Here is a 23883-nt window from a genome sequence, read left to right as displayed (position 1 = left end):
ACATTAAAATAACACCAAACGGTGTGTTTTAAACGCGACGCATGGCGTCAAAAATTTCCTCACGTTGCGTATGAATTTCAACGTGTAATTGTTGGCCAAGTGCATTCAAGTCATCTTGCAAACCATTGAAGGTTTCATCTAAATTTGCCAAATTAACTAGCATACTCATTGTAAAGATATCTGACATGATTGTTTGAGACACGTCCAAAATGTTCACATCATGTGCTGCTAAGGTTTGGGCAACACTGGCAATAATGCCCGGCTTATCTTTCCCAACGACTGTTACAACTGCTTTTGCCACGATTTTATCCTCTTTAAAAGTTATTTATGTATTATACAATAATACGCGTTCACCTGTCATTAATTTTATAATAGTCTGTTAGCGGTATTGGCGTTCACCATTTTGCCAACCTAAAAACTGGGCTGTTTTCGCATCAGCAACTGCTTGTGTGTGCGCATCCACGTGTGAATCATACAACTGTGACTGAAATATTTTTTCATATTCAGTAACACTGACTAATTGTCGCTTTGCCAATAGGGCATCCGTCATGGTTTTAGGGACGTAATCAGCAAAGTTGTCCTGCAAAGTGACCGAATACAATTCAGCCTCAGCTCCAGAACCATAGCTAAAGACCGCCAAATCCTCTCCGGCTACCAAATCTGTGGCATGACTCAAAAGTGAGAGCAAACTCAAATAAACCGACCCCGTATATAAATTCCCAACTTGGCGACTATAAACTTGACTGGCAGTTAAATTTGTCGCCAAACGTGTTTGTTGTACAGGCGTTGCTTCGGTCATAATTTGATCGAGCGCCTTCTTGCCCATTTTTGTATATGGCAAATGAAAGGCAAAGCCAGCGAAATCATCCAGGACATGCTGTGTCGCTTTTTGATAACGTTGCCAAAGTGTCAAAAACATTTCCTTATAAACGTCGGTTGACAGATGCCCATCTACCAAGGCCTCTTCACGATCGACGGGTCGCCAAAAATCGGCAACATCACGACTCATATAAACTGAATCTGAATTAATCGCTAAAATTTTAGGCGCACTGGCCACAACCATCGCAATGGCCCCGGCCCCTTGCGTCACTTCACCTGGTGTCGCCAAGCCATAGCGCGCAATATCTGAAGCAATGACTAACACCCGTCTTTCTGGATGTAGTGTCACATAATCGCGCGCCTGCATTAAACCAAAAGTCCCGGCATAGCACGCTTGTTTTAACTCAATGGTACGCGAAAACTCAGACAGGTTTAACAACTTTTGAGCGTAGACTGCCGCGGATTTTGAATTATCAATGCCTGACTCCGTGGCAAAAATCACCATATCAATCGCAGCGCGGTCTTCATCAGTTAAAATACTTTGTGCCGCATTGACACCCATTGTGACCACGTCTTCATAGTTGGGCACCACGGCTTGTTGTGATTGGCCGATACCAAGGGTATATTTTTCTGGTTCATCCCCGCGCGCATGTGCCAAGGCTGTTAAATCCAACACATAGTTCGGCGTATAAAAACCAATCTTATCGATCCCTATTTTCATAATTTACTACTTTCCTCTGCTGACGCAAAAAAGCGTCGCAAGACGCCCTTTGTCGCGTGCATGACACGCAGCTTAATAAAGTTCCTTGACCTTTTCTTGGATACTTTCCGTTGAGATAAATTCATCATACGTGGTATCAACTCGATCAACCGCGCCTTTAGCAGAAACCTCAATCACGTGGTTGGCAGTTGTGGCCAAGAACTCGTGATCGTGAGAAGTCATAATAATGCCACCCTTAAAGTTGACTACGGCATCATTGAGTGATTGAATTGATTCCAAATCCAAGTGGTTTGTTGGGTCATCCATGAGCAAGACGTTGGCCTTCAAAAGCATCATCTTTGCTAAAGTAATGCGCACCTTTTCACCACCAGAAAGGACTTTGATTTGCTTCAAAGAATCATCACCACGGAACAACATTTGTCCCAGCATACCACGAAGGCTGGTATTGTCCTTTTGATCTTCTTCGGCAAAATCACGGAGCCAATCTAAGATAGTCGCTTCTTGATTGTCAAAGTTATCGTTCAAATCCTTGGCAATGTATGATTGTGAGGTTGTCACACCCCAAGTCACTGAGCCCGTATCTGGTTCAAGTGTGCCAGCAATAATTTGCATCAACGTTGTCGTCGCCAAATCAGAACGTGACAAGATGGCAATCTTGTCACCAGGACGGCCGATAAATGAAATGTTGTCAAGCACCTTTTCACCATCGATTGTCTTAGACACGTTCTCGACCCGAACCATGTCATTTCCCATTTCACGATTCATTGGGAAGTTGATGAATGGGTATTTACGTGATGATGGCTTGATATCATCAAGCGTAATCTTATCCAATTGCTTTTTACGTGCAGTTGCTTGCTTTGACTTTGAGGCGTTGGCTGAGAAACGCGCCACGAATTCTTGCAATTGCTTGATTTGTTCTTCCTTCTTAGCATTTTGCTGAGAAGCCAAGCGTTGCGCCAATTCAGAAGATTCGCGCCAGAAGTCGTAGTTTCCAACGAATGGCGTGATTTTACCAAAGTCCACATCCAAAATGTTGGTTGACACTGCGTTTAAGAAGTGACGGTCGTGGGAGACCACAATCACCAAGTTCGGGAAATCGGCCAAGAAATCTTCTAACCAGTTAATTGTTTGCACATCCAGACCGTTGGTTGGTTCATCAAGCACCAAAATATCTGGGTTACCAAACAAAGCTTGGGCTAACAGCACCTTCACTTTATCATTTTCAGTCAATTCACCCATCATGGTGTATTGCATGTCGTCTGGGATTCCTAATTTGCTCAACAATTGACCCGCTTCGACTTCGGCGTTCCAACCATCAAGTTCTTCAAATTCGGCACCCAAATCCGCGACACGTACACCATCTTCATCATTAAAATCTGGCTTGGCGTAAATGGCATCCATTTCCGTCTTGACTTCATACAAACGCTTGTGACCTTGAATCACTGTGTCCAACACGGTAAATTCATCAAAAGCAAAGTGGTCTTGCTGCAAAGATGACATCCGTTCACCTTCACCAATCGCAATCACACCTTCAGTTGGTTGCAATTCACCTTGTAATAACTTCAAAAAAGTTGACTTACCGGCACCATTGGCACCGATAATGCCGTAGGTGTTACCAGGGGTCAACTTTAAGTTAACATCTTGATATAATTTAGGGCCAGCAAAGCTGAAGCTCATGTCTGAAACTGTGATCAATTAAATTTCCTCCGTTGTCGCCATACGCGTCTCATTGATACGACACACATGGCACAGTGATGTAAAAATACCTGTTATAACTATAACAGAAAAAGCGCGAAAGGTCGCGCTTTTTCATAACTTTTGTCCATTAAAAACCAAAATGTTTTTATGATTTAAAGCCACCCTCAACTGGCATTTGAAACACTTCTGATTCTTCCGAATCAAGGTCATGAAAACCATTTTCAATTGGAATCAGATTTTCATCGGGATCATCGCGTGTATCACCAAAAAAGGTAAACAAACTTAGAACAAGATACATGATACTGAGATAAAAACCATACAAATCCGAAACAATTCCCAGCCAAAACGTTGACACAAGGGCAAAAACCAACGGCATCAACAGTAAGGTAAATGGAGCGTAGCCACGTTGGCGAACAGCGTAACCCAAATACAACATGTAAACACCATTAATAATCAAGTACAAATAGACAACTTTATGCAGGCTGTCCCACCCAGCAAGGTCGCCCAAAAAAGGTAAGCCCCAACCCAATAACACGGCCGCCAACCATTGATAGCCATAATATTTTTTAAAAGTTTTCTTCATGTGTGACCACCTTCAACAACATTTTTCTACTTTCATTATAATACAATGCGTTGTATTATCCTAGCTAAATAAACTTTTGTGATAAAAGTTTAATGCAATTCTTTTAAAACACTAATTGCCGATAAGGCATAAAGTGGTGCCGTTTCGGCACGCAATATCCGTGGCCCTAAGCCAGCAGGTTCAAATCCGTGGCCTTCAAGTGCCTGCACTTCTGCCTCAGACAAGCCCCCCTCAGGGCCAAACACCATTGCCAGATTAGCGCCAGTTGGCAAAGAGGTTACTGACTGAACAAGTGTCCCAACTTCCCCGTCGCGGGCAGATTCTTCCCAAGCCACAATGCCAGCTTGTTTGGGTAAGTTTAATACCGTCGACCAGGGTAAAAAGTCAATGGCCGGAATCATCAGACGATGGGCTTGTTCGGCAGCCGCTTGGGCGATTTTAGCTAAACGCTTAGCCTTTTTTTCTTGTTGCTTCTGCCAGTCAGCAACCGTTCGGGTCATGGTCGTAAACACAATCCGATGAACCCCCAGTTCGGTAGCTTTTTGGACAAACCAATCTGAACGGTCATTTTTAAGTGGTGAAACAATGAGTGTCACTTGAATGGGTAATTCCACTTCAGCTGCCACCTGTGAAACCACAGCTAAAGTCATCGTTTTTGGCGTCATTGCAATCACTTCGCCGATCATCACCTGTTGGTCTTGGCTGACAAATTCAGCCTGTGTACCCACCCGTGCGCGCATGACTTTTCCAAAATGTTGATAAATATCTTGGTCATCCGTCAAGATAATCTGATCATGAATCGTTTGATTTAGAAAATATCGTTGCATGGTTCTGCTTCCTTTTGCTGGGCGATATAACTATGCCACTCACCCATTTGCGACTTTTGCACAATTCGGTATCCTGCGGCATTTAATTGAGCCTGGATATCAGGTGCAATGGCATCATAAATCCCAGACACCAAGAAATAACCGGTTGGCTTCAAGCGTGATACCGTTTGTGGAATCAATCGGGCAATCACATCAGCCAAAATATTAGCCACAATTAAATCGACGGGTGCCGTTGCGACGTCCGCCAACAAATCACTAGCAATAACAGGAATATCTGCGGCGACTGGATTTAAAGCCAGGTTTTCTTTGGCCACTGCAACCGACATCTCATCAATATCAGTTGCTAGGATGTGTCCGACACCTAGTTGTCTAGCGGCCACCGCTAATACCCCTGATCCGGTGCCAACGTCAATCATAGTTTCACCACCACGCACAACTGTCTCCAAAGCTTCCATCATGAGCTGGGTCGTTTCATGCGTCCCTGTCCCAAAAGCCAACTTAGGGTCCATGATAATTGGTTTTTCCTCAGCTTGCACAGGTGTGAACGTTTCCCATGATGGGACCACGGTTAAATGCCGTGTGATACGTTGGGCATGATAGTATTGTTTCCAATTATTTTCCCAATCCGACTGCGCTATCCCATCAATTGTGATCGTTGCAGGTGATGCATCAATCCCAAAATTTGCCAACGCCGCTAGCCTTGTGCGGATAGTTGTCACAATCGCTGGGAATTGGTCATTTGCTTCAAAATAAGCAATCACTTGCACATCTGATTCATCGTCAATTTGAACACCTTGGGCGCCGACGCTTAAAAAAATTTCTGATACGGCTTCAATCGCCTGGTTCTGCGTGGTGATTTGTACGGCTTGCCAATTCATTCTATATCCTCGTGTCTGATAACAACTTTGCCAACCATGTGGCCCGCTTCGACCATTGCGGTAGCTTGTTGCAAATTTTTAACGGTTAACCCATACAAGGTTTGGGTCAGTGTACTTTTAATCACTTGTCGGTCGATTAATTCTGCAACAAGGTTGAGTGCCTCGCCTTGTGATGCCATATCAACCCCAAAGTTGCCTTTGGCAAACATAAAGACCCAACTAAACTGTGCCCCAATATTTTTAAGTGGCCCCATATCAATTGGCGCAGTCGTTTCAACAATGCTGGCAATCCGACCAAAAGGGCGAATTGCGCTCAAAACCAAAGGCCAATAGGCCGTTGTGTCTTGCAAAATAGCAATAAAATCGACTTGCTCGTGTTGGATTTTGTTTAACTGGTTTTGAATATCTTGATGATAATCAAGAATATAATCTGCCCCCATCTTTTTGACCCAATGCACAGATTCAGGCCGCGATGCTGTCGTAATGACAGTCATGCCCAAATATTTGGCGAGTTGTATGAGCATTGACCCCACACCCCCTGCACCGTTTAAAATTAGAATACTTTTCCCAGCAGCAGCCTGGGCAATCATTCGAAAACCAAACGCATCGCGTAAAATCTCAACGGCAGTAATTGTCGTCAAGGGTAATGCTGCCGTTTGAGCAGCATCGAGTACGCGTGGCGCATGGCCAACCAATTGCGCGTTAACCACCTGATAATCAGCATGTGCGCCTTGTTGCCCCTGTGTGCCGGCATAAAACACTTGATCGCCGACAGCAAAATTTGATACGTCAGCGCCAATTGCAACGACTTCACCCATTGCATCAAACCCAAGCACACGAAATTTTCCCGTAGCTGTGTAGTTTTGACGCATTTTGGAATCGACTGGATTCACGCCACTTGCAGCAACTTTAACCAAAATCTGATCTGCCGCTGGTCGGGGCCGCGCAATTGTCTTGGCCATAAAAACACTTGGATGGTCGATTGCCAAGGCTTGGTCAAAGCCAACTGCACGCATTTTACCTTGGCCAAATGGCCATAATTGTTTAAACGTATCAAATAATGACATCTGCAACTCCTACTCTGCTAGTCCAGTATTTAAAATATGATTGAGCGTGTCTTTAGCCACTTGATATTGCGCCGATTGCCAGCGACTCGCATAAAGTAATTTCATTTTGGCTTGTACGGGTTTAGCTGTTGGTAACTGATTGTTTAAGATATTATCCCAATTATCTGAGACCATTGCATAGGATACGAGCCGCAACTGGGGGGCGGATAACTTTTGGACGTCATCAGCTTTTTTATTCAGTTCGCCCGTGACAAAGTCTTGGATTTTTTTCTGCGCCTCAGGTAAATTAATCGGCACAACGGTGTAAGTCACCGTCGCATTATGATAGCGATCATACATGATCTCATCAATTTGATAATGACGGTTTTGTTGTAACGTGGCCATATAATGTTGTGATAAGGCAGTCATGACCTGTGCTTTTTGATAGTTTTTACCATCAAAAGTGACCTGATCAGCGACCTCATCTCCATGGTTAAGGGCCTGCTGCACGCTGTTGGTAATCTCTTTTTGCCAGGCTGCTTGCGACAAGGTCACCACCTGATTCACCTCAGGGGCAGACGTTTGGCCAGTCAACCCAAATTGCAAGGCAATATTGGCATCCTTTTTGGCCAACTTTTGCCGCGATGCTTGGCTGACACCATCATAATTAAACCCGATGCGCGCCACAGCAAAACCAACCACAGCAACCATCATAACAACTGCTATAGTGACAATAATCCCCCGATAACGCTGCGCAAAGGTTTGTTGTGCGCCACCCCAATATTTTGCAACGCGTGATTTTGTTTTTTCTTTAGTTTCCTCGGGCATACTGGGAATCATCCTCCGTTTTCAACACGGCCATAAAGGCTTCTTGTGGCACATCAACGGTGCCAACGGACTTCATGCGCGCTTTACCACGTTTTTGCTTATCCAATAGTTTTGCACGACGGTCTGGATCACCGGTATGAATCTTTGCCGTCACATCCTTACGATAGGCTTTAATATTGGTCCGTGCCAAAATCTTTGCCCCAATGGCTGCTTGGACTGGAATTTCAAAGTTTTGCCGCGGAATAATTTCTTTCAACTTGGATGTGATGACTCGGCCACGTTCCGCAGCAAAATCGCGGTGGACGATGAAGCTTAAGGCATCCACTTTTTCCGAATTGAGCAAGATATCAATCTTGACCAAATCTGATTGCCGATACCCCGAAATTTCATAATCTAGTGAGGCATAACCACGGGTGTTGGATTTGAGCTTGTCAAAGAAATTGAAAATGATTTCGGAGAGCGGAATTTTATATTTCACGTTGACACGCGTCTCATCCAAATATTCCATTGTTTCAAATTCACCACGCTTGCGCTGGGCCAATTCCATCACGGCGCCGACGTAATCGTTTGGCACCATAATTTGCGCATCAACATAAGGCTCTTCAATCGCCTTGATTTTTGATGCTTCAGGCATTTCAGAAGGGTTTTCAATGGCTAATTCTTCCCCATCATTGGTTAATACACGATAAGTTACCGACGGTGCAGTCGTCACCAAATCTAAATCAAACTCACGTTCTAGCCGTTCTTGAATCACATCCATGTGCAACAGGCCAAGGAAGCCAACACGGTAGCCAAAGCCGAGGGCTTGCGATGTTTCGGGTTCAAAAGTTAATGCAGCATCGTTGAGTTGTAGCTTTTCTAAGGCATCACGTAAATCGGTATATTTGGCATTGTCTGAAGGATACAAACCGGAATAAACCATTGGTGTCATTGGCTTATAACCAGCCAGCGGTTCAGAAGCCGGGTTGGCGACACTGGTAATCGTATCACCGGAATGTGTCGTATGAATGTCTTTGATAGAGGCTGTCAAGTAACCAACATCACCGGCCATTAAATACTCTCGCTTTTGTGCAGTTGGTGACATGACGCCGACTTCATTGACTTCATATTCAGCCCCAGTATTCATCATGCGAATCTTATCGCCAGGCTTCACAATCCCTTCACGCACACGCATGTTAACGACCACGCCACGATACGCATCATAGGCTGAATCAAAAATCAAAGCACGTAATGGCGCTGTCAAATCGCCAGTTGGCGCCGGTAAGTCCGTCACAATCTTTTCCAAAAGTTCTGGAATTCCAATGCCCTTTTTGGCTGAAGCCAACACTGCTTCTGAGGCGTCAATCCCGATCACATCTTCAATTTCTGTCCGGACTTTTTCTGCATCAGCTGCGGGTAGATCAATCTTGTTAATGACGGGTAAAATTTCCAGATCATTATCTAAGGCCAAATAAACATTGGCCAACGTTTGCGCCTCCACACCTTGTGATGCATCGACAACAAGGATTGCGCCTTCAGCGGCAGCCAATGAACGAGAGACTTCATATGAGAAGTCAACGTGTCCTGGTGTGTCAATTAAATGGAAAATATAAGTTTCGCCATCATTGGCATCATAGTGTACTTCAACGGCATTAAGCTTAATCGTAATCCCGCGTTCACGCTCTAGATCCATTGTATCCAACAATTGATTTTGCATATCACGTTCGGCCACAGTATGTGTGTGCTCTAAAATACGATCAGCAATCGTTGATTTCCCGTGATCAATATGTGCCACAATTGAAAAATTACGGATATGTTTTTGTCTGGCTTGCAGTTGTTCTAAATTAATTTCTGTCATGGTTAATTCGCGCCAAGATGCGCTTTCTTTCAATTATTCTGTCTCATCCATTTTATCATGAAAACGACTAAAAAAGCGTGAGCCAACGCGATTTCTCACATCACTCACGCTTGGCATTAAATTGTGCGTCGCATCGCTTGAATAAAGACCGTGCTGACAATCAGCAACGAACCAATCAAATCAGCCACACCGAAGGCAATTTGAAAAATCAAAATACTTAAAACAGTGCCCATCAAAGGCTCTAATGCGCCTAATGTACTGGCAACAGTCGGTTTTATCCATGCAAGGCTTTGGATAAACACCACGTAGGCAAAGGCTGTGCCAATTAAAATTGAGAACGCCAGTAACCCTATCACAGATATTCGCCAGACCGGGGCGTGATGCCAGACGGGCGATACAAAATTAATGCCCAAGCCACTGATCGTCATCGCCCAAGCACTGACTGTCACCGCGCCAAATTTTGCAATGAGTTTCTGCGGTAACAACGTATAAAAGACCGCGCCAACGCCAGCTAATAATCCCCAGACCAGGGCGGGCGTCGTCATCGCGAGGGTGCCAATTTGACCATGAGTCGCAATTAACAGCGTCCCGACCACAGCAAATACGATGGCGACAACATCCTGTCGCGCCGGCAATTGCCAATGTTTAATGGCCAGCACAATGGCAATCATAATCGGATTGGTAAATTGCAATACCGTCGCCGTGGCAGCGTTACCAGCCTGAATGGCCATAATATAAGTATATTGGACAAAAAGCATCCCTAAAAATGAAAACACCACTAAATGACCGGCATCACGCCATTGTTTAAACGGCGCAAAAATTTTTGGCCCTTGTTTTGTATAAGCCCAGATCAATAACACCGCTCCGGCGAGCAACATGCGAAACGTTGCAAACCAGTGGGCGTCCACGCCTTGCGCAAACAGCATATTGACCACCACACTATTGATGCCCCAAAGCAATGGGCCAAGCATTGCAAACATCAAGCCCTTTGTTCTATTTGTCATCATGACTCCATTATCTTTTTCTCGCAGGCCGCGCAGAGACGCATCCCACACAAATGAAAAGAGTTCGGCAAGCTGCCAAACTCCTTTTACTATCAATGATTAAAATTTTACCACACGTGGACTATTTTCTAAATCACCGGCTGATAAAATTTGCATGACAGTTAACATTTGCTCATCGCTCACCAACTTGGGCGCTCCATGTGTCAAGGTATCAAAGATACTGTCATAAATGCGACCATAATCACCGGGTAAACTTGGCAAGTGCTTTTCAATACGATCGCCACTCTGATTCAAGTAGACGAGCTGCCCAAAATTCTGCGGCGCATCCAGACCAAAGCCGGCTGTCCCAGGCATGATACCTGCTTTAAGATCATTTTCTTGCTCATCAACTTGATATTTAATGAACGTGCCTTTGGTGCCGCGTAATTGCCATTTCGGATATTGAACCATTGCCAATTCAGTTGTTTGCAGCGTGGCTTTCACCGCTTGATCATAGAATAAATTCACTTCGATCTGATCATCTACGGTCGCCCCAATTTCGCGTGCCGCACGTAAATCATAAGTAGCCGCGTGCGGCGAACCAAGTAAGCTCACAATTTGATCCACTAAATGCACGCCATGGCCAAACAATGACCCATCAATTTTTGGTCCTGAGGTGACCCCGGCATCCGGCCGGTAATGGTCCATATGCACCTCTAGGTCAATTAATCGACCCAAGTACCCTTGCTGCAAAACATGTTGCACTGTCAAAAAATCACTATCAAATCGACGGGATTGATAAGGCATCAAAAAGAGATGTTGTGCCTTTGCCAACTCAATTAACGTTTGTGCCTCCGCAAGATTGGCGGCCATTGGCTTATCAACTAAGACGTTTTTCCCAGCAGCCAATAATTGTTTGGTCACTGAAAAATGGCTGGCAGAAGGTGTCACCACGACAACAAGGTCAATTTGTTCATCATTGATGATATCTGCGATGTCCGTAGAAAAGATAGTCCCAGTTGCTTCCCAAAAAGCTTGGTCAGCCGGCCGTTTCCCCAAAGTCGGCGTCACAATACGGCCGACTTTAAACTGGTCTAAACGTAATTTCAAATAAGGTAAATGATAACGATTCGTGCTTTTTCCAAAACCGACATAAGCAATGTTTAACATCTCAAATTCCACCTTTTCAATTATTTGGTGCGATTATTTAATCACAATTTTTTCCAAATCTCCCAAGCCAACTAACAAGTGATTAATCATATGCAATTGTGCATAACGATTCGTTTTAACAGCTTCATCTGCTGCATTGACCATTGTTACGTCAAAGTAAGCGGCAATTGGCGCTTGCAAGTTGGCCAATGCTTGATACATCGCCTCACTGCCTGAAAGGACTAACGTGTGCAAATCAAGGGATTGCGTTGCTTCATATAACGCTGTTTCGGCTGCATTTTCAAACAAAGCGGGGTCCACTTTGGCATCCGTGTCAAACTTAACTGCGAGACGAGCGACACGTGTCAAAGCCTCAATCACCTCACGGAAATTGTCGTCCGTTGCGTGTTGGGCTAACGTTTGCACCCGTTGGGCAATATACACCACGTCTAAGTTCACGACATTGACTGTCCCAGCGGCCACAAGATCTTGGCGAACACCCGCATCAAGCGCCAGCTTACGCACACGATCCAAAATAAAGCGACCAATTTCAGCCTGATCAGCTTGGCTCGTCACCGCGCCAGTGTGAGCAATAAAGTCTGCAATGATTGGTGTTAATGCCACGCGCCATTGCTTCTCTTGCAAGGTGCGCACGATACCGGTCGCAGCACGACGCAAGCCATAAGGGTCATTTGAGCCCGATGGCACCAAGTCAGCTGAGAAGAAAGTGACAATGGTATCTAACTTATCAGCAATCGCTAACACTGCTCCGACATCAGATTGCGCAACATCACCCGTTGCTGACGTTGGCATATAGTGTTCCTTGACTGCCGCCGCCACCGCTGCATTTTCACCAAACAACTTGGCATAATGCTCACCCATGACACCTTGTAATTCGTCAAATTCGCCGACCATGCCGGTCATCAAATCAAACTTATAAATTTCGGCCGCACGCGCCAAGTCGGCCTTTTGCGTCGCATTAAACTGGAGTTGGTCAGCCAATACAGCGGCTAACTGCCCAACACGTTGCATGTGTTCATAAACCGAACCAATTTTTTCATGAAATACCAACTTTTCCACTTTGGCCATGCTATCGGCAATCGTTTTTTGTTGATCTTCATGATAAAAGAAGGCAGCATCTTCCAAACGCGCCACTAAGACTTTTTCGTTACCGGCAATCACATTATCTAAATGCGCAGCATCACCGTTACGCACTGATAAGAAATGCGGCAAAAGATGCCCAGCTTCATCAGTGACATAGAAGAAACGTTGGTGTTCGCGCATTGAGGTCATCAAAACTTCATCAGGCACCGCTAAATACTTCTCATCAAAACCACCAGTAAACGCCGTTGGCCACTCAACAATATTGTTGACTTCCTCTAATAAATCTTGTGACTTGTCAGAATCAAGTTGTAATACCCAACCATTGTCTTGCGCAATGGTTGATAATTGTTTACGAATTGTGGCGCGTCGTTCGTCAGCATCTGCTAGGACAAAGGCTGCCTTCAAAGTCTCAGCGTAGGCATTAGCGTTGTCAATCACGACATTTTCGTCTGATAAGAATCGATGACCTCGCGTGACACGGTTGGTTGAGACTTCTAAGATGTTAAAATCAATCACTTCTGCATCTAATAAAGCCACCAACCAACGAATTGGGCGGACATACAAGAAGGCATGGTTTGCCCACTTCATGTATGTCGTGAACTTCATTTGCGCAACAACTTCCTCACCAATATGTGACAATATTTCTGCCGCTGGGACACCTGGGGTCGCTTTTGTTAACCAAACATAGCCATCTCGCGCCACAAAGTCATCTGGTGTGGCGCCTTGTCCGCGGGCAAAGCCTTGTGCAGCCTTGGTCCAGTTTCCTGCTTCATCCTTTGCCCGATCAAGTGACGGCCCACGCTTTTCTTCTGACAGTGCCTCTGATTCTGCAGCCACATCTAAAAGCTGCACAGCCAAACGACGCGGCGTTGAAAATGGCTTAATCTCGCCGACTGTTAATCGATGTTCGGCCAAAAAGGCCTCAGTGCGGGCCACAAGCTGTGCTTCAGAAGGCGTCACCAAGTGCGCAGGCACTTCTTCCAATCCAATTTCTAGTAAAAATGTTGACATTCTGATTTCTCCAATTATTCGTTTACAACTAAGGGCAAAACAGAGGCACGCATGCCTTCTACTTTCATATCATTCATGCCCTCGTTATGGGTTTAGCGTGCGTTTTCTGCATCCTTAACCGCATATTTACCATTGTCACCAAGGTACTTGTCACGTAGTTCGGCGTCCTTTAACAATGGGAAGCCTAGCTTAGCGCGTTCTTCAATAAAGACCTTTGACACTTGGCGCGCCATTGTGCGAATACGGTGCAAATACCCAGCGCGCTCTGTCACTGAGACTGTCCCACGCGCATCAAGTAAGTTAAAGGTATGTGATGACTTTAGAATATAATCATACGCTGGATGTACCAAACCAAGCCCTAATAAGCGCGTGGCTTCCGCTTCGAATTCATCAAAATGACGTAAGAGCATCTCTTGGTCTGATGCTTCAAAAGCGTACGTTGAATGTTCAAATTCAGGTTCCTTGAAAATATCGCCGTAAAGTACCCCATTGCCCCATTCCAAATCATAAACCGTTGGGACATCTTGAATATATGAAGCCAAACGTTCCAAACCATAAGTTACTTCGGCTGTCACAGAATCCACTTCAATCCCACCAACTTGTTGGAAATATGTGAATTGGGTCACTTCCATGCCATCCAACCACACTTCCCAGCCAATACCAGCTGCGCCCATCGAAGGGTTTTCCCAGTTGTCTTCAACAAAGCGAATATCATGTTCTAATGGCTTTATACCCAAAGCTTCCAACGATCCCAAATACAATTCTTGGATATTAACGGGACTTGGCTTCATCACCACTTGGAATTGATGATGTTGGAACAAACGATTGGGGTTGTCGCCATAACGACCGTCGGCGGGACGGCGGGACGGCTGGACGTAAGCAGCGTGCCAAGGTTCTGGCCCATTAGCACGTAAGAACGTGTAAGGTGATTGCGTCCCAGCCCCGACTTCATTGTCATAGGCTTGCATGAGATTAGCCCCTTGCTTAGCCCAGTATTGTTGTAACGTTAAAATAATATCTTGTAATGATAGTTTATCTGTCATTTTTTACTCCTAAATTTTACGCATGTCCGGTCAATTTAAACGCCGGTATTATGCAAATGGCAATACAGATTCTGGCACTTGAAAATCGAAATGCCGTAAATTCTCTAAGATAATCTTACCAATCAACTGCCGTAATTTATCGGCAGGATAATCATATGGCACTTGAATTGAGCCCTTGCCGGTTTGTAGCCCTTCGGCTGCTAAAAATTCTTGGTACGTCGCATTAAATGTTGGCATCGCATAAATGCCCAACCAATTCTTTTGTGCCATAATAAAAAGCAATGTTTCAGTCGCTTTTTTACCCTCTACCGGGTAAAACCCAGGCATTGCGTAAGCAACGCGTTCAGTAATGGCCGGATAGATCTCATGGACATATTGGCGCACAAGTTGCATTTGTGCGAGATGTTGTGCCGGTATCTCATGATCATCAAAATAGGCCTCAAAGTTTCTTGCTGGTGTCATAAATTACTGTCCTTTCTGCATCAAAACAAAAAGCGTCCCGATGCCAAAATCAATTGACATCAGGACGCTGTCGCGCGGTTCCACCTGATTTCCTGCCGAAGCAGACACTCGAAGCGCTGATGCCCTCCACCATCGCCACATGGTTTCATCGTTTACCAACGTTATTATCTCTTATTATGCCTTGCCAATCACAAAACGTCAAGCCCTACACACGATATGATTTGATCGGCCACCAGATGACGTCATGCAATCGTTGCCGTAATCACAAACACGGCACGTAATAGCCAGCTAGCAGCCTGTTTCGTGTGGTGATCAAACACCCTGTAGAAGAACCATACCAACACGTATTAAATCGTTAGCAATTCCTTTTCCTTGTCGGCTGCAATGGCATCAATTGCCTTGATGTTTTCATCCGTCAACTTTTGCACATCATCTTCAGCCTTGCGGGCATCATCTTCAGGCAACTCTTTGTCCTTTTTAACGCTGTCCATCGCATCACGACGCACGTTACGGATTGAAACCTTGGCTTTTTCAGCTTCCGCTTTCACTTGCTTTGCCAATTCTTTACGGCCTTCTTCTGTCATTTGCGGAATGGCCAAGCGCACAATATTGCCATCACTTGCTGGGTTCAAACCCAAATCAGACATGTTGATGGCACGAACAATTTCATCCAAGGCAGACTTATCAAATGGTGTAATCAACAAGATACGTGCTTCAGGCACTGAAATTGAAGCCACTTGGTTCAATGGCGTCATAGCCCCATAATATTCCACTTCAATCCGATCTAAAATCCGTGGATTTGCCCGTCCTGTTCGAATACTACCAAGTTCACGTTGCAAAGCATCTTGTGCCCCTTGCATCCGTGTTTTTGCATCTGTTAAATCAAAAGCCATTATTTATCTCCCGTTACTGTTGTACCAATATTTTCACCCAGGACAACACGCTTCAAATTGCCCGGTGTATTCAAGTTAAAGACAACCAATGGCATGTTATTGTCCATTGATAATGAACTTGCCGTTGAGTCCATGACCTTCAAACCCTTTTGCAAAATGTCCAAATGCGTCAATTCAGTGAACTTAACAGCATCTTCATTCTTATTTGGGTCTGAATCATAAATCCCATCAACACCATTCTTTCCCATCAAGATCGCATCCGCATTGATTTCGTTAGCACGCAGTGCCGCCGTCGTGTCTGTTGAGAAATAAGGTGAACCTGTACCGGCTGCAAAAATGACAATGCGACCCTTTTCTAAGTGGCGAATCGCACGCCCACGAATATAAGGTTCTGCAATTTGTTGCATCGTAATGGCTGTCTGGACGCGCGTATCAACACCCGCACGTTCAAGGGCATCTTGCAACACTAAGGCATTCATGGTTGTCCCAAGCATCCCTGTGTAATCGGCACGAGAACGTTCCATACCAACCTTTGATGCCGGTTCACCACGCCAAAGGTTACCACCGCCGACAACAATGGCGATTTGTGTGCCAAGATCGTGTACTTCTTTCAAATCTTGCGCGATCTCTGAAACTGTTTCAAGGTCGATGCCTTGCCCCTTTTCACCGGCCAAAGCTTCGCCTGACAGCTTCATCAGAACACGTTTGTATTTAATATCCGTCATGATTTACCTCATTTTCATTATCTAGTTCATTATACCAAAATATTCCGCAAAAAAAGTGCGTCATAATAAGATAACGCACTTTCGTTAAAAATTAACCTAATTGCTTAGCAACTTCTTCGGCCAAATCAGTCACTTTCTTTTCGATACCATCACCAACTTGGTAACGAACAAATGACTTGACTGAACCATTTTGTGAGGCGATAAATTCAGCAACTGTTTGATCGCCATTCTTAACAAAGGCTTGATCCAACAATGAAATTTCAGCCAAGAACTTCTTAATACGACCTTCAACCATCTTTTCCTTGATGTTGTCAGGCTTACCAGCTAAGTCTTCAGAAGCCAATTGTACGGCCTTTTCTTTTTCAACAACTTCTGCAGGCACATCAGCGTCTGATACGTATTGTGGGGCAATCGCAGCAACGTGCATTGCGATATCCTTTGCTGCTTCTTCAGAAGCACCGTCAACAACAACCAATGCTGAAATTGAACCAGCCAAGTGAGAGTATGCACCAAAGTTTTCTGCATCTGACTTTTCAACAACTGTGAAGCGACGCAAAGTAATCTTTTCACCAGTAATTTGTGTTGTACCGATGATCTTGTCGTTCAAAGTTTGACCAGCTTCAACTTCCAAAGCCAACGCTGCTTCAACGTCTGCTGGTGAGAATTCAACGATGGCGTTAGCAACAGCCTTCAACAAATCGTTGAATTCTGCGTTACCAGCAACGAAGTCAGTTTCTGAGTTCAATTCGATGATGGCAGCCTTGTTGCCCTTAACAGCAACGTAAGTCATCCCTTCAGCAGCAATACGGTCACCCTTCTTTGCAGCCTTTGCCATACCCTTTTCACGGAGCAAGTCGATGGCCTTGTCAAGGTCACCGTCAGCTTCAACCAAAGCCTTCTTTGCATCCATCATACCAACAGATGTCTTGTCGCGTAGTTCTTTTACTTGTGCAGCAGTAATTGCCATTATAGTGCTCCTCTAAAAATGTTTATATTTTTATTATATCATGATTTGTTCTGGTTTCGAACAAATAAAAATGCCGTTTCCGCGTCCCAAACAGGTCCGCAGGAACGGCAAATGTCATTAAAGTCTTAGTTATTGCCTTCTTCAACGATGTTAGCAATTTCTTCGATTGATTCTGTGTTTTCATCACCAGCAACGAAGGCATCTTCAGGTGCTGAATCTTGACCTTGACGGCCTTCGATAACAGCATCAGCCATCTTAGCAGTGATCAAACGAACGGCACGAATTGCGTCATCGTTTGCAGGAATCTTAACGTCAACCACTTCAGGGTTAGCATTTGTGTCGATCATTGCCACAACAGGGATGTTCAACATGTTAGCTTCCTTAACGGCGATTTCTTCCTTCTTAGGATCCACAACGACCAACACGTCAGGCAAACCAGGCATATCCTTGATACCACCCAAGAACTTGCTCAACTTTTCGCGTTGCTTGTTCAACAACACAACTTCCTTCTTAGGCAATTGTTCGAATGTACCGTCTTCGGCCATTGCTTCCAAGTCCTTCAAACGTTGGATACGTGTCTTGATTGTGTTCCAGTTTGTCAAAGTACCACCCAACCAACGGTGGTTGATGTAGTATTGACCAGCGCGTGCAGCTTCTTCAGCGATTGCGTCTGAAGCTTGCTTCTTAGTCCCAACGAACAAGAAGTTTGCACCGTCAGTTGATGCGTTGCGCATGAAGTTATAAGCTTCATCAACCAACTTAACTGTCTTTTGCAAATCGATGATGTGAATACCATTACGTTCTGTAAAGATATATTCATCCATCTTTGGGTCCCAACGACGTGTTTGGTGACCGAAATGTACTCCTGCTTCGAGGAGTTCTTTCATTGAAATAACTGCCATGATCTGGCCTCCTAGGTTTTTTCCGCCGACAAATTCGACGTTCACACTGACATTTCTGCACCTATGTGAACTCGTTTGCCGTGTGTATTTGTTGCTTTTGACAACAGTTAATATTATACAGGGTTTATGGTATAAATCAAGTTATTTCTGCCAAATTGTTGCTGAGACACCGTTTTCAGCTAAAAATACTTCTTTTTTGGCCCGTGTTAATCGTTTAAAAATAGCTTCCGCATGTAAGGCTTCACTTTTAGAATCAAACGCTTGTGAAAAAACCAATTGTAACGGATGACGTGACTTAACGCGTGTAAACTTCGCCCCTTGTCGTTTAACATGGGTGGCAAATCGGCGCGCCACATCATCAGTAAACCCACCATAGAAATACCCATCTGCCGTATAAAGGACGTAAAAAAAATATTGTTTCATTTTGACCACGCTTGACCATAGAGAATCGTTTTCACTTGTGGGGTGTAATCATTGGTGTCGGTGTAAGCGACAATAGGTGGCATAATACGCACACCGCCAGGCTTGCCTGATTTTATAGCTTCGACAAGTACCATATTGGCTTCACGATCAGCTTTGCCGTAGACGAATTGCACACGTTTAATCACCAACTTGCGTTGAGCAAAAGCAGCGAAAATATCAGCCAGGCGATCCGGACGATGGACCATGTAAAACTTACCATTATTTTTTAACAATTTATTGGCCACTTGGGCCAAACCTGGCAAATCAATTGTGAGCTCATGACGCGCCATTTCATAATGCGGGTCGTTATTGGTTTTCGTTGTATCATTTAATGGAAAGTATGGTGGATTGGACAAGACCGTTTCAGCCGAACCAGGTTGAATGACATCAAAGATGGCTTTCATATCCGATTGAATCACTTGCACCCGATCAGCCAATTGATTTAGGCTCACGCTCCGTTGGGCCATCTCAGCTAATTCTGGTTGAATTTCAACCAACTTAATTTGTCCTGTGACGCGAGGGGCATAAAATAAACCCACAGCACCTGTTCCAGCCCCTAAATCAACCGTGAGACCGCTGCCCTTGCCTTTGACACTGGCAAAATGTGCCAATAAAATCGCATCCAGCGAATAAGAGAACATATCGGGATTTTGAATAATGCGAATGTTTTGGGCTGGTAAACCATCAATACGTTCACCTTCTTTAAGAATTGGTTCAATCATTGTTTTTTTCTCGCAATTTCGTGTAGAATAGTTAGGACAGTTTATGAGGTGAATCAGAATGAAATTTTATGATGTACTCCGCGGCGTGGCCGTTGGCATTATTTGGACGATCACGGGCCGTATTAAGTATATGAACCGCGACCGTTTGCCCGACAATGATAATTACATCCTTGTCGGCCCCCACCGTACATGGTGGGATCCCGTTTGGTATGCCGTGGCAGCCTACCCCAAGCATTTCATTTTTATGGCAAAAATTGAATTGTTTAAATTCCCACCATTAGCTTGGCTCATCCGCGCCGCTGGTGCCTTCCCTGTGGACCGTGAAAATGTTGGGCCGAGCGTCATTAAGGTCCCAGTGCGCGAATTGAAATCAGGCTCACGGTCACTCATTATGTTCCCATCTGGTTCACGCCACAGTGATAAACTAAAATCTGGCACGATTTTAATTGCTAAAATGTCAGGTAAAGTGATTGTGCCAGCTGTTTATCAAGGCCCAGTTAAGTTTAGTCAACTTTTCAAACGTCGCAATACAACGATTAATTTTGGCGAACCGATTGTAGTGGATCGCAAAGATAAGTTGGACAAAGAAAACATTACCAAATATACGCAAATGATTCAAGCTGCATTTGACCGTCTGGATCATGAGGTTGACCCTGATTGGGTATATGTTGATCCCAAACACGAAAAAAAATAAGCCGAATGGCTTATTTTTTTTGTGATCGTTCACTTTGTTGCTTCATTTGAGCCATCATTTGCGTTAACTTCTTTTGTGATGGCTTTTGGCCCATTGACATCATCATTGACTTCATCATGTCTTCTGAAATTGGTGGGTTCTTTGCCAAGTAACTCTTCATCGAGTTACGCGCTAAGAAGAATCCGGCGACCAATCCGATAACAACGCCTAAAACAAAAATCAAGATTACAAGTCCTGTATTCATGGTTAAATAACCCCTTAATAAAATTGTCTAAAGTAAATTATACCATAAAAAACCACATGAAAGTTGGTCATCTCCGCTTTGGCGCGTGAGGTATAATTTAAAAAAAATCAAGGTTTTTCCACATCAAAACACGCGAATTTGCTTTGTTTTTAAATATTTATTTAAGAAACGGCGTACATTTGTTATCACTTTTTAAAAACAACGAACAAATGTTTGATTATTGTTCCCACTTTCGCTATAATGAAATTATATTAATCGCTTATTATTAAGGAATATACCCATCATGGCAATGCAAATTCAAGAAAGTAAACAACTCCAAGTGTTGCGTTTCATTCATGAAGCCCAACTCAATAATGGTTTCCCACCAACGGTTCGAGAAGTTGGTGAAGCAGTCGGCCTCTCGTCTTCTTCAACAATTCACGGACATATTGAACGCCTAGTTAAAAAAGGCTTTCTTCTAAAGGATGCTTCCAAGCCGCGGGCTCGCGCCATTGAAGTGACCGATTCAGGATTAGAAGCACTTGGGGTCTCCACCACACCGGGCCGAATCCCAGTGCTTGGACAAGTGACTGCCGGCACGCCAATCTTAGCAGTCGAAGAGGAAGCCACTGAATTCTTCCCAATCCCCGATAACTTGATGCAGTTTGACGGCGACATGTTTATGTTACATGTGCGTGGCAACTCCATGATGAATATTGGCATCCTTGATGGCGACAAAGTGATTGTGCGCCGACAAGATAATGCTGATAACGGTGACGTTGTCGTCGCGATGAATGATGACGATGAAGCCACGGTCAAGCGCTTCTTCCGTGATGCCGATCATTTCCGGTTACAGCCAGAAAACGATGCCATGGCACCAATTATTTTAGAACACGTGACAATTCTTGGTAAGGTGATTGGCCTTTACCGCGATGCAATTTATTAAACAAAAAAGCAGTCCGACTTTCGTCGGACTGCTTTTTTGTGTTTACACTTGCCATTCGGCAGGAGATTTTTGCCAATCTTTTAATGTGGCAAGTTGTGAGGTATTCAAATCGCCTCGCGCAATCGCCGCATCAATGAGTTGTGAATAGGTCGTCAATGATTGGAATGTCAAACCGGCTTGTTCAAAATTCACCACGCCATCCGGCAATTCATATGAGAATATTGAGACAACCCCCAACACTTCAGCACCAGCTTGACGAACCGCTTCAACGGCGCCTAAGACTGACCCACCAGTTGAGATCAAATCATCAATGAGCACCACTTTTTTCCCAGCAACTTCGGCCCCTTCCGTTTGTCGACCGGCCCCATGATCTTTTGGCTTAGAACGCACATAAATCATCGGCTTATTCAATGTTTCAGCGACCCAAGCCGCATGGGGAATGCCTGCTGTCGCCACCCCACCGATGATATCAACATCACCGTAATTGGTGGTAATCAGCTCAGCCAAGCCTTTGAAAATGTTTTGACGGACTTCAGGAAAGCCAATCGTCATGCGGTTATCGGTATAAATTGGGCTTTTAATCCCTGATGCCCAGGTAAAAGGTGCTTCCGGTGAGAACTTCACGGCACCAATCGTTAATAAGTCACTTGCGACTTGTGTTGCATATCCTGTCATATTTTATCTCCCCATTCTGCCATCACGCGTTGATAGGCGGCAACTGGCGCTTGTGCTTTAGTAATTGAACGACCGACGACCAGACCCGTGGCACCCGACTCACGGGCAACGGCTGGTGTCGTAATGCGTGCTTGGTCATCAGCGGCATCACCGGCTAAGCGAATCCCCGGTGTGATCCGTAAGAAATCATCTGCCGTCACGTCACGAATAAGGGCAGCTTCACCCGGTGCACTAATCGTGCCGTCGACACCCGCGGCATACGCCATTTTTGCCAAATGTTGGACACTTTCAGCCATTGACAAGGTGGTTTGTTGCGTGGCTTGCATGTCTGCTTCTGAAAATGATGTGAGTTGTGTCACAGCCAAAATTTTCATGTCAGTACCTTTGTTGGCCACGGCTTGCTGCAACATCTTCGTGCCACCAGCCGCATGTACTGTCAAATATTGCACATCAAGTTGGGCCAGACTGGCGACCGCGTGACCAACCGTGTTAGGAATATCATATAACTTTAAATCTAAAAAGACGGCAAAGCCTTGCGCGCGTAGCTCACGCACAAATGCTGGCCCCGCGGCATAAAATAATTCCATGCCAACTTTGACGGCTGGTTGTGCAGGCAAGTCGTGAAATTGTGCCAAAAACGCTTGCGCACTGGCAGCATCGGGAAAATCTAAGGCAATAAATACAGGTGCAGTCATCAGCATTCCTTTCAACTTCTGTTTCCTGAGTTTTTAAACGTGTTTGTCACGGCTTGTACGTCATCAAAACCATATTGATCTAATGCGTCCGGTAGCGCCGCAATGATGTCGACCATGGCTGTTGGGTTTTCAGCTAATGTGAAACCGACTTGAACAGCGCTAGCACCAGCCATCAGCATTTCTAAGGCATCGTCTACTGTGCGAATACCACCCACACCAATGACTGGAATCGTGACCGTTTGGGCGACTTCGTAGACAAAACGCACTGCAATCGGATGAATTGCTGCCCCAGACATTCCACCGGTGCCACGCGCTAGCTGTGGGGCCCGCGTGTTCAAGTCAAAACGCATCCCCACCACCGTATTAATGAGCACAATGCCATCGGCACCAGCAGCTTCAACAGCTTTGGCAATCGGCTTAATGTCTGTGACATTGGGTGACAATTTGGCATAAACCGGTAAGTCTGTGACCGCCTTGATGGCCGCAATGACTTCACCAGCTGATTGTGCATCTACCCCAAAGGCCATGCCGCCACGGTCCACATTGGGGCATGATAAGTTCACTTCAATCGCCATAATGTGGCCTGTTGCAGACAGTAATCGTGCCAATTCACGATATTCCTGCACAGATTCACCGGCAATTGACGCCATCACTGGCAAGTCATTTGCATATTTTTCAGTGATTTTTGGCAAGAAATCAGCCATGACATTTTCGACCCCTGGATTCGCCAAGCCAACCGAGTTCATGACACCGCTTGGAATATTGATGACCCAGGGTTGTGGATTTCCCGCGCGTTGTGCCATGGTGATTGTCTTTGTGACCAAGGCACCTGATTTTTCAATCCCATACTTATCTTCCAAACCAAAATAAACGGCGCCTGACGAATTCATAATTGGATTTTTCAGATTTAATCCTGGTAGTTGTACTGCTAAACGTTGTTGCGTCATATTTTTCTCCTAATTTGTCTCACGGGACAATTTTATTAGTGGT

Annotated in this window: 26 protein-coding genes; 2 read left to right on the top strand and 24 right to left on the bottom strand. The window is 44.8% G+C overall.

Annotation, left to right across the window (positions count from 1 at the left end; genetic code table 11):
* Positions 1 to 28 precede the first annotated feature (28 nt).
* From HF966_RS05625 to HF966_RS05530, 20 genes are all read right to left on the bottom strand, one after another.
* Positions 29 to 301 carry an ACT domain-containing protein gene (locus HF966_RS05625; RefSeq protein WP_168676990.1) on the bottom strand — a complete coding sequence of 91 codons (273 nt, stop codon included), beginning with the start codon at positions 299 to 301 and terminating at the stop codon, positions 29 to 31.
* 78 nt (positions 302 to 379) lie between these two features.
* Positions 380 to 1540 carry a hydroxymethylglutaryl-CoA synthase gene (locus tag HF966_RS05620; RefSeq protein ID WP_168676988.1) on the bottom strand — a complete coding sequence of 387 codons (1161 nt, stop codon included), beginning with the start codon at positions 1538 to 1540 and terminating at the stop codon, positions 380 to 382.
* 72 nt (positions 1541 to 1612) lie between these two features.
* A complete protein-coding gene (locus tag HF966_RS05615; RefSeq protein ID WP_168676986.1) occupies positions 1613 to 3235 on the bottom strand; it encodes an ABC-F family ATP-binding cassette domain-containing protein in 1623 nt (540 codons plus the stop codon).
* A 148-nt stretch (positions 3236 to 3383) separates the two neighbouring features.
* The gene (locus HF966_RS05610) at positions 3384 to 3821 is read right to left on the bottom strand and encodes a hypothetical protein (protein WP_168676983.1); all 438 of its coding nucleotides are present in this window, start codon (positions 3819 to 3821) and stop codon (positions 3384 to 3386) included.
* An 89-nt stretch (positions 3822 to 3910) separates the two neighbouring features.
* Complete coding sequence (locus HF966_RS05605) at positions 3911 to 4648, bottom strand: RsmE family RNA methyltransferase (protein ID WP_168676981.1); 738 nt, start codon at positions 4646 to 4648, stop codon at positions 3911 to 3913.
* Positions 4630 to 5526: a 50S ribosomal protein L11 methyltransferase gene (prmA, locus tag HF966_RS05600; RefSeq protein WP_168676979.1), complete on the bottom strand. Its 897-nt coding sequence runs from the start codon at positions 5524 to 5526 to the stop codon at positions 4630 to 4632. The genes HF966_RS05605 and prmA overlap by 19 nt, the downstream gene beginning before the upstream one ends.
* Positions 5523 to 6593 carry a zinc-binding alcohol dehydrogenase family protein gene (locus tag HF966_RS05595; protein ID WP_168676977.1) on the bottom strand — a complete coding sequence of 357 codons (1071 nt, stop codon included), beginning with the start codon at positions 6591 to 6593 and terminating at the stop codon, positions 5523 to 5525. The genes prmA and HF966_RS05595 overlap by 4 nt, the downstream gene beginning before the upstream one ends.
* Before the next feature lie 9 nt (positions 6594 to 6602).
* Entirely contained in the window at positions 6603 to 7400 is a 798-nt protein-coding gene (locus HF966_RS05590; protein WP_168676975.1) for a GTP-binding protein, read from the bottom strand.
* Positions 7384 to 9237, bottom strand: coding sequence for a translation elongation factor 4 (gene lepA / locus HF966_RS05585; protein ID WP_168676973.1), 1854 nt, complete (start codon positions 9235 to 9237; stop codon positions 7384 to 7386). The genes HF966_RS05590 and lepA overlap by 17 nt, the downstream gene beginning before the upstream one ends.
* Before the next feature lie 116 nt (positions 9238 to 9353).
* Positions 9354 to 10241 carry a DMT family transporter gene (locus HF966_RS05580; protein ID WP_168676971.1) on the bottom strand — a complete coding sequence of 296 codons (888 nt, stop codon included), beginning with the start codon at positions 10239 to 10241 and terminating at the stop codon, positions 9354 to 9356.
* 99 nt (positions 10242 to 10340) lie between these two features.
* Positions 10341 to 11390, bottom strand: coding sequence for a Gfo/Idh/MocA family oxidoreductase (locus tag HF966_RS05575; protein ID WP_168676969.1), 1050 nt, complete (start codon positions 11388 to 11390; stop codon positions 10341 to 10343).
* Between the two features lie 33 nt (positions 11391 to 11423).
* Positions 11424 to 13484 carry a glycine--tRNA ligase subunit beta gene (gene glyS, locus HF966_RS05570; RefSeq protein ID WP_168676967.1) on the bottom strand — a complete coding sequence of 687 codons (2061 nt, stop codon included), beginning with the start codon at positions 13482 to 13484 and terminating at the stop codon, positions 11424 to 11426.
* A 92-nt stretch (positions 13485 to 13576) separates the two neighbouring features.
* The gene (gene glyQ, locus HF966_RS05565; RefSeq protein ID WP_168676965.1) at positions 13577 to 14527 is read right to left on the bottom strand and encodes a glycine--tRNA ligase subunit alpha; all 951 of its coding nucleotides are present in this window, start codon (positions 14525 to 14527) and stop codon (positions 13577 to 13579) included.
* A gap of 48 nt (positions 14528 to 14575) precedes the next feature.
* The gene (locus tag HF966_RS05560; RefSeq protein WP_168676963.1) at positions 14576 to 14989 is read right to left on the bottom strand and encodes an iron chaperone; all 414 of its coding nucleotides are present in this window, start codon (positions 14987 to 14989) and stop codon (positions 14576 to 14578) included.
* 347 nt (positions 14990 to 15336) lie between these two features.
* Complete coding sequence (gene frr / locus HF966_RS05555; RefSeq protein WP_168676962.1) at positions 15337 to 15882, bottom strand: ribosome recycling factor; 546 nt, start codon at positions 15880 to 15882, stop codon at positions 15337 to 15339.
* On the bottom strand, positions 15882 to 16607 hold the full coding sequence (pyrH, locus tag HF966_RS05550; RefSeq protein WP_168676960.1) for a UMP kinase: 726 nt from the start codon (positions 16605 to 16607) through the stop codon (positions 15882 to 15884). Before pyrH ends, frr begins: the two co-directional genes overlap by 1 nt.
* 91 nt (positions 16608 to 16698) lie before the next feature.
* Positions 16699 to 17574, bottom strand: a complete 876-nt coding sequence (gene tsf, locus HF966_RS05545) for a translation elongation factor Ts (RefSeq protein WP_168676958.1) — start codon at positions 17572 to 17574, stop codon at positions 16699 to 16701.
* A gap of 125 nt (positions 17575 to 17699) precedes the next feature.
* Positions 17700 to 18476 (bottom strand): 30S ribosomal protein S2, encoded by a 777-nt coding sequence (gene rpsB, locus HF966_RS05540; RefSeq protein ID WP_168676956.1) that lies wholly within the window; start codon positions 18474 to 18476, stop codon positions 17700 to 17702.
* A gap of 141 nt (positions 18477 to 18617) precedes the next feature.
* Positions 18618 to 18899 carry a GIY-YIG nuclease family protein gene (locus HF966_RS05535; RefSeq protein WP_168676954.1) on the bottom strand — a complete coding sequence of 94 codons (282 nt, stop codon included), beginning with the start codon at positions 18897 to 18899 and terminating at the stop codon, positions 18618 to 18620.
* Positions 18896 to 19660 (bottom strand): tRNA1(Val) (adenine(37)-N6)-methyltransferase, encoded by a 765-nt coding sequence (locus tag HF966_RS05530; RefSeq protein WP_168676952.1) that lies wholly within the window; start codon positions 19658 to 19660, stop codon positions 18896 to 18898. The genes HF966_RS05535 and HF966_RS05530 overlap by 4 nt, the downstream gene beginning before the upstream one ends.
* A gap of 58 nt (positions 19661 to 19718) precedes the next feature.
* Between HF966_RS05530 and HF966_RS05525 the strand changes: the two genes are divergently transcribed.
* Entirely contained in the window at positions 19719 to 20354 is a 636-nt protein-coding gene (locus HF966_RS05525) for a lysophospholipid acyltransferase family protein (protein WP_168676950.1), read from the top strand.
* Between the two features lie 10 nt (positions 20355 to 20364).
* On the opposite strand, the gene HF966_RS05520 is transcribed toward HF966_RS05525, so the two are convergent.
* Positions 20365 to 20598, bottom strand: a complete 234-nt coding sequence (locus HF966_RS05520) for a YneF family protein (RefSeq protein WP_168676948.1) — start codon at positions 20596 to 20598, stop codon at positions 20365 to 20367.
* A 283-nt stretch (positions 20599 to 20881) separates the two neighbouring features.
* Here HF966_RS05520 and lexA point away from each other — a divergent pair, with 283 nt between their 5' ends.
* Positions 20882 to 21523 (top strand): transcriptional repressor LexA, encoded by a 642-nt coding sequence (gene lexA, locus HF966_RS05515; RefSeq protein WP_168676945.1) that lies wholly within the window; start codon positions 20882 to 20884, stop codon positions 21521 to 21523.
* Between the two features lie 42 nt (positions 21524 to 21565).
* Here lexA and pyrE read toward each other — a convergent pair whose 3' ends face one another.
* Genes pyrE through HF966_RS05500 form a run of 3 tightly spaced genes read right to left on the bottom strand, consistent with a single transcriptional unit; the run spans position 21566 to position 23840 of the window.
* The gene (gene pyrE, locus HF966_RS05510) at positions 21566 to 22198 is read right to left on the bottom strand and encodes an orotate phosphoribosyltransferase (RefSeq protein WP_168676943.1); all 633 of its coding nucleotides are present in this window, start codon (positions 22196 to 22198) and stop codon (positions 21566 to 21568) included.
* Positions 22195 to 22893 carry an orotidine-5'-phosphate decarboxylase gene (pyrF, locus tag HF966_RS05505; protein ID WP_168676941.1) on the bottom strand — a complete coding sequence of 233 codons (699 nt, stop codon included), beginning with the start codon at positions 22891 to 22893 and terminating at the stop codon, positions 22195 to 22197. Before pyrF ends, pyrE begins: the two co-directional genes overlap by 4 nt.
* Before the next feature lie 11 nt (positions 22894 to 22904).
* Positions 22905 to 23840: a dihydroorotate dehydrogenase gene (locus HF966_RS05500; protein WP_168676939.1), complete on the bottom strand. Its 936-nt coding sequence runs from the start codon at positions 23838 to 23840 to the stop codon at positions 22905 to 22907.
* Positions 23841 to 23883 lie beyond the last annotated feature (43 nt).

This window comes from Leuconostoc holzapfelii, from assembly GCF_012396485.1.
Lineage (GTDB): Bacteria > Bacillota > Bacilli > Lactobacillales > Lactobacillaceae > Leuconostoc > Leuconostoc holzapfelii.
This window is presented reverse-complemented; position numbering and strand designations above follow the sequence as displayed.